The organism is Streptomyces sp. SBT349 (assembly GCF_001083795.1).
In the GTDB taxonomy this organism is placed as follows: Bacteria; Actinomycetota; Actinomycetes; order Streptomycetales; family Streptomycetaceae; genus Streptomyces.
Map to the genome: position 1 here is coordinate 55,198 of NZ_LAVK01000003.1, position 10,082 is coordinate 65,279.

The following is a 10,082-nucleotide window of genomic DNA, read 5'->3' on the forward strand; positions in this document are numbered from 1 at the left end:
CCGACGTGACCACGCTTTTCGACAGCCACCGGCTCGGAGACCTGACCTTGCCCAACCGGGTGGTGATGGCCCCGATGACGCGCGTCCGGGCCGCCGCCGGTGGTCTGGCGACCCCCTCGATGGCCACGTACTACGCGCAGCGGGCGACGGCCGGCCTGATCGTGACCGAGGGCGTGCAGCCCAGCTCGATCGGACAGTCCAACCCCGGGACACCGGGCCTGCACACCGATGAGCAGGTCGCCGCGTGGCGCCCGGTGACCGCCGCCGTGCACGCCAACGGCGGCCGTCTCTTCGCCCAGCTCATGCACGGCGGACGGGTCTCCCATCCCGACACCACCGGCATGCGGCCCGTCGGGCCCTCGGCGGTCCCCGCGGCGGGGAAGGTGTTCACCCCGACCGGGCTCCAGCCCCCACCGACGCCGCGTGCCCTGGAGACGTCCGAAGTGGCCGAGCACGCACGGTCGTACGCGCGGGCGGCCCGCCGTGCCCTGGACGCCGGCTTCGACGGCGTGGAGCTGCACGGTGCCAACGGCTACCTGATCTCGCAGTTCCTCTCCTCGAACGCCAACCTGCGCACGGACCGCTACGGGGGTTCGGTGGCCAACCGGATCCGCTTCGCCGTGGAGGCGGCGACCGCGACCGTCGAGGCCGTCGGTGCGTCCAGGACCGGCGTCCGCCTCTCCCCGGGCGGCACGTTCTGGGGGATCCGGGAGGCCGATGTCCCCGCGCTCTACGCGGAGTTGATCACCGAGCTGGCCCGCCTCCAGGTGGCCTACGTCCACCTGGAGGCCACCGCCGGCGACGAGGTGCTGCTCGGGCTGCGCCGCGCGTGGCCGGGCGCCCTCATCATGAATCCCGTGCTCCCGATGGGACCGAAGCAGACCGGGCGGGCCGAGGCCGACCACTGGCTCGGGCTGGGCGCCGACCTCATCAGCTTCGGCCGCGCTTTCCTGTCCAACCCCGACCTGGTCGAGCGCCTGCGCACCGGACTCCCCCTCGCTCCCGTCGACGAGGCCACGTACTACCAGGGGGGTGACGCGGGATACCTGACCTACCCGGCGTACCAGCACACGGCCTGATCCCCGCGCGCGGTCCGTCCTCCGCGGGAACTCCCGCAGAATGGACGGGGAACGGGCCGGGCGGCACCGCCCGCGGCAGGCGACGGCGACGACGGGGAACAGGCCGATGGAAGAGGTGCAGGACAGCCTGCGCAACGGGCTCTACTGGTGCGTGGCCTTCTCGGTGATCCTGCTGCCGGTCGGCTTCGCGAGCGGGCTGTGGGTGTGGGTCACCCTGGGCTACGCGGCGATCATCTGCGTCAGCCTGATCGTGGGCGTCGTACTGGCCATCGGCGGCCCGGTGCTGACGGCCGCGGCCTTCCTGCTGTGGCTGCTCGCCCTCGGAACCGGCCTGGGCCTGGTCGCCTTCGGAGTGCACGCCATCGTGGAGTTCGAGCCCTACTGCACCCCCTCCGAGACGGTCGACTGCCGCCTGCTGCTCAACGGGCAGGACATGGGCGAGGCGAGCGTGGCCGACCAGCGCAGGAGCATGGTCGTCGACTCCCTGATGCCCATCGGGGGCGGGGCGGCGATCGCCGTCGCCGCGCTGGCCGTCGGGATCGCGCGGGTGCGCGACCGCGTCCCGCGGGCCGGGCACCCGTTCCGCCGCCGGTGAGCGACGCCGTCGGCCATCGTCCGGCGGGGGCGATTACCCGGGCCCGGATCGGTCGATGATGGGGTCATGGCTGATGTGTCGAACGGCTCGGGCGGCTCGGACGGCTCGGACGGGGTTCTCCCCTGCCCGCTTCCGGGCTCCTTCCGATTCGAGCCCTCGCCCCTCTGGGCCCGGTTGCGGGAGACCAGCCCGGTGGTGCGCGTGCGCACCGTCTCCGGTCACGTCTCCTGGCTGGTGACCCGCTACGAGGACGCCCGCACCGTGCTGAGCGACAAGCGGTTCTCCCGCGCCAGGATGATCGCACCGGACGCGCCGCAGGCCGGGCTGACCAAGCCGCGGCGCGGTTCCCTGCCGACCATGGACCCGCCGGAGCACACCCGGGTCAGAAGGCTGCTCACCGCCGAGTTCAGCCACCGCTACCTCGAAGGGCTGCGACCCTGGATCCGGGACCTGGCGGAACGGCTCGCCGACGACCTGGCCGCCGCCGAGGCGCCGGCCGACGTGCGTGAGCTCTTCTGCCAGCCCGTCCCGATCCAGGTCATCTGCCAGATCCTCGGCGTCCCCTACGAGGACCGCCGCCGGTTCGCCGCCTGGTCGGCCGGCGTCTACGGGCTCTCACCCGACGAGGCCGACAGCGCCAACGAGTCCTACGACCGGCTGGAGGACTACCTCGGTCGGCTGCTGGCCGCGAAGCGCGCCGGGCTGAGGAAAGGCCGCGCGCCGGAGGACCTCCTCGACCGGCTCGTCAGCGGAAGCGACGAGCACCGGCACCTGGACGAGGAGCAGCTCGTCGCGTTCGGCCTCAACCTGCTGATCGGCGGCTTCGAGACGACCGCCAACCAGCTGGGCACGTTCGTCGCGTCACTGCTCAGCAGTCCGGACGAGTGGCGACGACTGGCCGCCGACGAGGAGCTCGTTCCGGCGGCCGTGGAGGAACTGCTGCGGCTGCACCGGCTGTCGGAAACCGGGCAACTGCGCATAGCCACCGAGGACGTCGAGCTGTCGGGCACCCGCATAGGCGCCGGCGAGGGGGTGATCGCCGCCATCGGCGCGGCCAATCGCGACCCCCGGGCCTTCCCCGACCCGGACCGGCTCGACATCACCCGCACGCCCAACCCCCACCTGGCGTTCGGGCACGGGCCGCACTTCTGCCTGGGCGCGCACCTCGCGCGCATCGAGCTCCAGGAAGCGCTGCGGACGCTGACCCGGAGGTTCCCCGGGATGCGCCTGGCCGTGCCCGCCGCCGAGCTCAGCTGGCGACGAGCGCTCATCAGCGGCCTGGAGAACATCCCCGTGCTGTGCGGGCCGGGGCAACGGAACGACTGACCCGGGCTCGGCCACACGCGCCGAGAAAAATCCGGACGCGATGTCGAGAACCCGTGCCCGGCTCCGTCCCCGTGCTGAACGCGATCACAATGGGTCGCATCGGAACGAGGAGAAACACGATGGCCAAGTACCTGCTGCTCAAGCACTACCGCGGCGCCCCGGCCTCGGTCAACGACGTGCCCATGGACCAGTGGACTCCGCAGGAGGTCACGGCCCACGTGCAGTACATGCGCGACTTCGCGACCCGGCTCGAAGGGACGGGCGAGTACGTCGACGGCCAGGCGCTCGCCCCCGAGGGGACATGGGTCCGGTACGACGGCGAGGGCCGCCCGCCGGTCACCGACGGCCCGTTCGCCGAGACCAAGGACCTCATCGCCGGCTGGATGGTGATCGACGTCGACAGCTACGAGCGCGCCGTGGAGCTGGCCGGGGAGCTGTCGGCCGCCCCCGGGGCGGGCGGGGAGCCGATCCACGAGTGGCTCGAACTGCGCCCGTTCTACGGCGAGACCCCCACCGTCACGGAGTGAGCTCGCCGATGAACGAGGCCCTGCTGAGGAGCCTCACGCCGAGCGTGCTCGGAATCCTCGTCCGCCGCGGAGCCGACTTCGCGGCGGCCGAGGACGCCGTTCAGGACGCGCTGGTCGAGGCGGTCCGCGTCTGGCCGGCCGACCCCCCGCGGGACCCGAAGGGCTGGCTGGTCACCGTGGCCTGGCGCCGGTTCCTCGACGCGACCCGCGCCGACACCGCCCGCCGCCGGCGCGAGGACCGCGTCGAGGAGGAGCCGGCGTCCGGGGCCGCGCCCGCGGTGGACGACACGCTCCAGCTCTACTTCCTGTGCGCCCACCCGTCGCTGACGCCGTCGTCCGCGGTCGCGCTCACCCTGCGCGCCGTCGGCGGGCTGACCACCCGGCAGATCGCCCGGGCCTACCTGGTGCCCGAGGCGACCATGGCGCAGCGCATCAGCCGTGCCAAGCGCACCGTCTCCGGCGTGCGGTTCGACCAGCCCGGCGACGTGGCCACCGTGCTGCGCGTCCTCTACCTGGTCTTCAACGAGGGCTACTCCGGCGACGTCGACCTCGCCGCCGAGTCCATCCGGCTCACCCGGCAGCTCGCGACCGCGATCGACCACCCCGAGGTGGCCGGGCTGCTCGCCCTCATGCTGCTCCACCACGCCCGGCGCGCCACCCGGACCGCGCCCGACGGCAGCCTGGTGCCGCTCGCCGAGCAGGACCGGGGCCGGTGGGACACCGGGGCGATCGCCGAGGGCGTCGCGATCCTTCAGGCGGCGCTCGCCCGCGACCGGCTGGGCGAGTTCCAGGCCCAGGCCGCCATCGCGGCGCTGCACGCCGACGCGCTCACCGTCGAGGAGACCGACTGGGTGCAGATCGTCGAGTGGTACGACGAGCTCGTGCGCCTGACCGACAGCCCGGTCGTCCGGCTCAACCGCGCGGTGGCCGTCGGCGAGGCCGACGGTCCGCGCGCCGGGCTGGCGGCGCTCGCGGCACTGGAGGACTCCTCCCCACGGGGACCCTCCGTGCCGCGCCACGCCGCGGTGGCGGCGTACCTGCACGAACGCGACGGCGACCTGGCGACGGCGGCACGGCTGTACGCCGAGGCGGCCCGCAAGGCCCAGAACCTCGCCGAGCGCGACCACCTGACGCGCCAGGCCGCCCGGCTCAACACCCGCCGGCGCCGCTGACCGGCGAACGCCCGCGGGAGCCGCGGCAGTCACGCCTGCGTATGCTGCGCGCGTGGACGAACCCCCGGGACTGGTGATCTTCGACTGCGACGGAGTCCTGGTGGACACCGAGCGCATCGCGCTGCGCGTGCAGCTGCGGATCGGGGCGGAGCTGGGGTGGCCGCTCACCGACCGGGAGGTCGTCGACCTGTTCATGGGGCGCTCGCTGGTCTCCATCGGGGAGCAGGTCGCGGCCCGGTTGGGGAAGCGGGTGGCGGCGGCCTGGACCGAGCGGTTCGAGCGCTACCACCGGGATGCCGTCGACGCCGGGCTGACCCCCGTCGACGGCCTGCCCGAGGCGCTCGACGAGCTGACCGCGATGGCCCTGCCGGTCTGCGTCGCGTCCAGCGGCACCCACGAGAAGATGCGCCACACGCTGGGCCGCACCGGTCTCTACGAACGGTTCGAGGGCCGCGTCCACAGCGCCACCGAGGTCGGCCGGGGGAAGCCGGCGCCCGACCTGTTCCTGCACGCCGCCCGGCGGATGGGCGTCGACCCCGGCGCGTGCGTGGTGGTCGAGGACAGCCGCCCCGGCGTCCTGGCGGCTCGGGCCGCCGGCATGCGGTGTCTCGGATACGCGGGCGGCGTCACCCCCGCCGACTGGCTGGACGGCCCCGGGACCACCCTCTTCCACGACATGCGCGAGCTGCCAGCCCTGCTGACCGGGCGGCGCGCCCCGCGGGTCGGGGCCGCGGGCTGAGCGGCCGGCCGGCGCCGTCACGGACGCCGGAAGTCCCGCCGGTTCAGGAAGACGAGCTGCGCCCGCTTGCCGGGCAGGTCGATCTGCGGCCCCTTCAGGAAACCGGTGCGCAGGAACCGTGCGATCGCCCGGTCGTTGCGCGCGTCCGGCTCCGCGACGATCCTCGTGCGGCTCTCGTCCTCCAGCAGGTGGCCGAGGAAGGAGCCGAGCAGGGCGCCGGTGAAGCCGGGCGCGGCCGGGCCGGAGGGCGGGCCGATCAGGATGTGGATGCCGAAGTCGCCCGGCTGGACCTCGTAGCACTCCCCGACCGGATCGTGCTCGGGCTCGTAGGTCTGGAACAGGGCCACCGGCCGGTCGTCCAGGTGGACGAGGTAGGCGTGGTGGGTCGTCAGGGAGTCCACGTACGCGTAGATCTCCCGGACCCGCTCCCGGTCGGTGCCCAGCATGCCCCAGTAACGGGCGCGCTCCTGGGTGACCCAGGAGTGGAGGACGCCGGCGTCGCCCCGCGGGTCGACGGCGCGCACACGGATGGTGCCGAACCCGTCGACCGTCTCCTCATGCACGGGTGCGCCCTGGCCGCGGGTGGCTGTGTCGCCGCGGTGGTCCTTCGTCATTCGCCTGCAATTCTCTCGGCCCACGGCCCGGACCCTGGTGCGCGGTCATCTCGCGGAGGGCGGGCACAGGGGGAGCGGAAGTGTCAACTGCGCATGCATGTAGGGTACTCACGGTGCCTTCCGAAACGAATGCCGCGGGGGCGGCCCTGGGAAGAGGGGGACGCTGCCGTGACCATCAGGGAGATCCGGGTCGGCGGGACGACGGACACGAGTGACGGCCCGGCGACATTCCTCCAGGAAGTGCTGTTCACCACGATGTCGGCGAGCCCCGACGAGAATCGTGCCTTCAATGTGGAGAACGTCCATACCATCCGGGGCCCCCTCGACGTCGCCGCCCTGGCCCGGTCCGTGGATCTCGTCATCGAGCGCCACGAGTCCCTGCGCACGGTCTTCCTCGCACACCCCGACGGCGTACGGGCACGGGTGCTGCCGGCCCCCGCCGACGCGCTGATCCTGCGCGACCACACCGGCGCCGCGGCCCCGGCCGAGGTGGACGCCGCCGTCCGCGAGGACGCCGAGCACCTCTTCGACCTCGCCCGCGAACGGCCCGGCCGGTTCACGCTGCACCGGATCGGCGAGGACGAGCACCTGCTGGTCGTCGTCGTCCACCACATCGTCCTGGACGGCTGGGCCATGGGCGTCCTGCTGGCCGACCTCGCCACGGCGTACGGGGACGTCCGCGCGGGCCGGATCCCCTTCGGCGGGCGCCGTCCCGGCCAGTTGGCCGACTTCGCCCGGCACCAGCGGGCGCTGACCGCCTCCCCCGAGGCCGTGCCGCTCCTCGACTACTGGGCCCGTCAGCTGGCCGACCTCCAGGACGGCTCCACCGTCCCCTACGACCGGCCCGCGCGCCCCCACCAGACCTTCGCCGGGGACCGGCTCGACTTCGAACTGCCCGCCGCGCTCGCCCGCAGCGTCCGCGACGTGGCGCGCGCCGAACGGGTCACCGTCACCGCCGTCGTCCTGCTCGCCTACCAGATGCTGCTGCGCGAGTACGCGGGCCAGGAGGACATCGTCGTCGGGGTCCCCACGGCGAACCGGTTCCCGCCGTGGACCCAGGACTGCGTGGGGCTCCTGATGAACACCCACTGCGTCCGGATGAGGCTGCCCGCCCGTGCGCCGCTGCGCGACCTGCTGCACGCCAGCGCGCGGACCCTCACCGACGCGCTGCGGCACCAGGAGGTGCCGCTCGTGACCGTGTACGAGGATCTGATGGCGCGGTACGGTGCGGAGAATTTGCCGCCCTACCTCTTCCGAACGCTGTTCATCTGCCACACCCACCGGGTCGGCCCGTTGACGCTGGAGGGCACCGTCTGCGAGCGGCGGCCCTTCTCCCAGCGGGCCAGCAAGGCCGACATCACGCTCAACGTCTGGCCCGGCGACTCCGGCGTCCGCTGCCAGATCGAGTACAACACCGACCTCTACGACGCGGCGACGATCCAGCGCGCGGCCGAACGCTACCGCGCCCTCCTGTCCCGGATCGTCAACGACCTCGTCTGGTAGCCGGCGCCCCTGCCCCGACCGTGACTCGCCTGCCCCCAGCGCCCGTTCCGGCCCGAGCCGTCGCACCGCCCCTCCCCGCGACCCGGCGGCGCGCCGTGCCACCGCCCACCCGCACCGCACCGTTCTCCCACCCGCCGACCGACCGAGGAACCACGATGCCCATGACCATGGACACCTCGCCCACCGCCGCCCGGCCCGATCCGACGGAGCAGGCGGTGACCGCTCTCCTCACGTCCCTGGGGGTGGACCTGAGCGGGGAATCCCTCGCCGACACCCCGCGCCGCGTCGCCGCCGCCTACCGCGAACTGCTGGAGCCGCACGAGTTCACGGCGACGACCTTCCCCAACGAGGACGGCTGTGACGAACTGGTCCTCGTCCGCGCCATTCCCTTCCACTCCCTGTGCGAGCACCACCTGCTGCCGTTCTTCGGCGTCGCCCACGTGGGCTACGTGCCGGGCAAACGCGTGCTCGGCCTCTCCAAGCTGGCCCGCGTGGTCCAGGCGTCGGCGCGCGGCCTCCAGGTCCAGGAGCGCATGACCACCCGGATCGCCGACTGGCTGGCCGGCGAGCTGGAGCCCTTGGGCGCGGGCGCGGTGATCGAGGCCCAGCACACCTGCATGTCGATACGGGGCATCAAGGCCATCGGCTCCTGGACCACCACCTCCGCCCTGCGGGGCGTCCTGCGCGAGGACCCGCACCGCCGCGAGGAGTTCATGCGGCGCACCGAGAACGCCGGCGGCAACGGGACGGGGTGGCGATGACCCCTTTACCCCCCGCCCGCGCGCCGGAACGCGTCGACCCGCTCGCCCTGTGCCTGGGAGCCGCTCCGGCCCCGCACCCCCCTGCCCCTGACGCCCCCGCGCTTCGCGACACCGCGGGCTCCGCCCTCACCCACCGGCAGCTCGCCGACGCGATCACCGCGCGCGCCCGGGAGCTCCGGGCCACCGGCGCCGGACCGGGCCGGCTGGTCCGCGTCGACGCGGAGCGCACCGCCGCCGCGATCGTGGACGTGCTCGCCGTCCTCGCCGCGGGCGCCGCCTTCGTCGCCCTCCCGCCCGGCGCGCGGCCCGGCCCCGGCACCGCCGCGGCCCTGGCCGGCCGGCGCGACATGCCGGCCGATGCCGCGTACGTGATGACCACCTCCGGCAGCACCGGCGCCCCCAAGGAGACCGTCGTGACCCGCGCGGGCCTGCGGCACGTCTTCGGCGCCCTGCGCGACGCGCCGCAGCTCCGCTTACCCGCCGGCCTGGTCTGGGCCCAGTTCCACCCGTTCACCTTCGGCTACTCGATGTGCGAGATCCTCGGCGCCCTCACCTTCGGCGGCGAGATCGTCCTGGTGGACCGGGAGGCCCCGCTGACCTGCCGCGGACTCCACGACCTCCGTGAGACGGCACGGGCCGAGGGCCGCCGGACGGCGCTCTGCCTCACCCCGTCCGAGCTCTCCCTGCTCACCGCCCGGCTCCTCGAATCCCGCGCGCCCGCACCGGAGTTCGTGCTGCTGAGCGGGGAACCCGCGCACCGGGGGCAGCTCGCCGAGTTCCTGGCCCTGCCGGGCGGCGACCGCAGCGTCGTCGTCAACACCTACGCGGCCACCGAGACGGCCGGGCAGATCACCGCGGACCGGGTCACCGCCGGATCCGTTCCCGAGGTCATGGCCGGATACGTGGGCCGCCCCCTCCCCGGTGTCGGCGTCACCCTGCTCACCGCCGACGGAACCCCGGTGCCCCCCGGCGACCACGACACCACCGGCGAGGTCCACGTCCACGGCCCCTGCGTCGCGGCCGGATACCTCGACCCGGAGCAGACCTCGGCCCGTTTCGTCCCCGCCGGTCCGGGCGGCGCGACCGCCTTCCGCACCGGCGACCTGGCCCGCTGGGCCGAGGGCGGCGGCCTGCGGATCGTGGGCCGGGAAGGCCGCCGCATCAAGGTGGCGGGCCGCTGGGTGCCGCTGGACGTCGTCGAACGCGCCCTCCTCACCGGTGGTCACGTCCGCGAGGCGTCCGCCACGGCCGCGGAGCTCCGCCTCGACGGGGCCGCCCCGCAGGAGTGCCTCCAGGTCGTGGCCGTGCCCCGGGACCGCTCCGGGGTGACCGCCGAACGGATCCGGGGCCAGGTCGCCGCCGCCCTCGGCGCGCCCCTGACGGTCCGCCTGGTGCTCGTGGACGCGCTGCCCCGCTCCTCCCACGGCAAGGTCGACCCCCGGGCGCCGGCCACCCCCACGACCCCACCGGGAACCGCCGAGGAGCCGGCGGCCCTGGTGCGCGCGGTGTGGGAGGAGATCCTCGGCGCCGGAATCCCGCACACCGTCAACCTCTTCGAGGCGGGCGTCGACTCCCTCGGCGTGGTCACGGCCGCCGCCCGGCTGACCCGCGTGCTCGGCCGCCCCGTCACCGCCGCCTTCCTGCTCGACCACCCGCGCCTCGACCTCCAGATCGCCGCGCTCGCCGCGGCCACCGGCCCCCGACGGCCCCCGCCGACGGCCGGCGCGGCGGCGGGCAGGCGAGCCGGGCTCGCCGAGCGGCGCGCC

General features: G+C 74.2%; 10 protein-coding genes. 9 read left to right on the top strand and 1 reads right to left on the bottom strand.

The annotated features are described in order from the left end of the window. The first annotated feature begins 5 nt into the window (after positions 1-5). From ADY01_RS00905 to ADY01_RS00930, 6 genes are all read left to right on the top strand, one after another. Complete coding sequence (locus ADY01_RS00905) at positions 6-1,079, top strand: alkene reductase (RefSeq protein ID WP_049564121.1); 1,074 nt, start codon at positions 6-8, stop codon at positions 1,077-1,079. 106 nt (positions 1,080-1,185) lie between these two features. Continuing rightward, positions 1,186-1,674 (top strand): hypothetical protein, encoded by a 489-nt coding sequence (locus ADY01_RS00910; protein ID WP_049564123.1) that lies wholly within the window; start codon positions 1,186-1,188, stop codon positions 1,672-1,674. A 66-nt stretch (positions 1,675-1,740) separates the two neighbouring features. After that, positions 1,741-3,000, top strand: a complete 1,260-nt coding sequence (locus ADY01_RS00915; protein WP_049564125.1) for a cytochrome P450 — start codon at positions 1,741-1,743, stop codon at positions 2,998-3,000. A 119-nt stretch (positions 3,001-3,119) separates the two neighbouring features. After that, positions 3,120-3,527 carry a YciI family protein gene (locus tag ADY01_RS00920; protein WP_049564127.1) on the top strand — a complete coding sequence of 136 codons (408 nt, stop codon included), beginning with the start codon at positions 3,120-3,122 and terminating at the stop codon, positions 3,525-3,527. Between the two features lie 8 nt (positions 3,528-3,535). Next, on the top strand, positions 3,536-4,699 hold the full coding sequence (locus ADY01_RS00925) for an RNA polymerase sigma factor (protein ID WP_049564129.1): 1,164 nt from the start codon (positions 3,536-3,538) through the stop codon (positions 4,697-4,699). Between the two features lie 52 nt (positions 4,700-4,751). Then, complete coding sequence (locus tag ADY01_RS00930) at positions 4,752-5,438, top strand: HAD family hydrolase (RefSeq protein WP_049564131.1); 687 nt, start codon at positions 4,752-4,754, stop codon at positions 5,436-5,438. Between the two features lie 17 nt (positions 5,439-5,455). On the opposite strand, the gene ADY01_RS00935 is transcribed toward ADY01_RS00930, so the two are convergent. After that, entirely contained in the window at positions 5,456-6,052 is a 597-nt protein-coding gene (locus tag ADY01_RS00935) for a GNAT family N-acetyltransferase (RefSeq protein ID WP_049564134.1), read from the bottom strand. 168 nt (positions 6,053-6,220) lie between these two features. Here ADY01_RS00935 and ADY01_RS00940 point away from each other — a divergent pair, with 168 nt between their 5' ends. The 3 genes from ADY01_RS00940 to ADY01_RS00950 form a co-directional block, all read left to right on the top strand. Further along, positions 6,221-7,555, top strand: a complete 1,335-nt coding sequence (locus ADY01_RS00940) for a condensation domain-containing protein (RefSeq protein WP_049564136.1) — start codon at positions 6,221-6,223, stop codon at positions 7,553-7,555. A 155-nt stretch (positions 7,556-7,710) separates the two neighbouring features. Continuing rightward, positions 7,711-8,316: a GTP cyclohydrolase I FolE gene (folE, locus tag ADY01_RS00945; RefSeq protein WP_049564139.1), complete on the top strand. Its 606-nt coding sequence runs from the start codon at positions 7,711-7,713 to the stop codon at positions 8,314-8,316. Next, a partial coding sequence (locus ADY01_RS00950; protein ID WP_159000879.1) for a non-ribosomal peptide synthetase occupies positions 8,313-10,082 on the top strand: 1,770 nt, incomplete at its 3' end. The genes folE and ADY01_RS00950, both read left to right, overlap by 4 nt.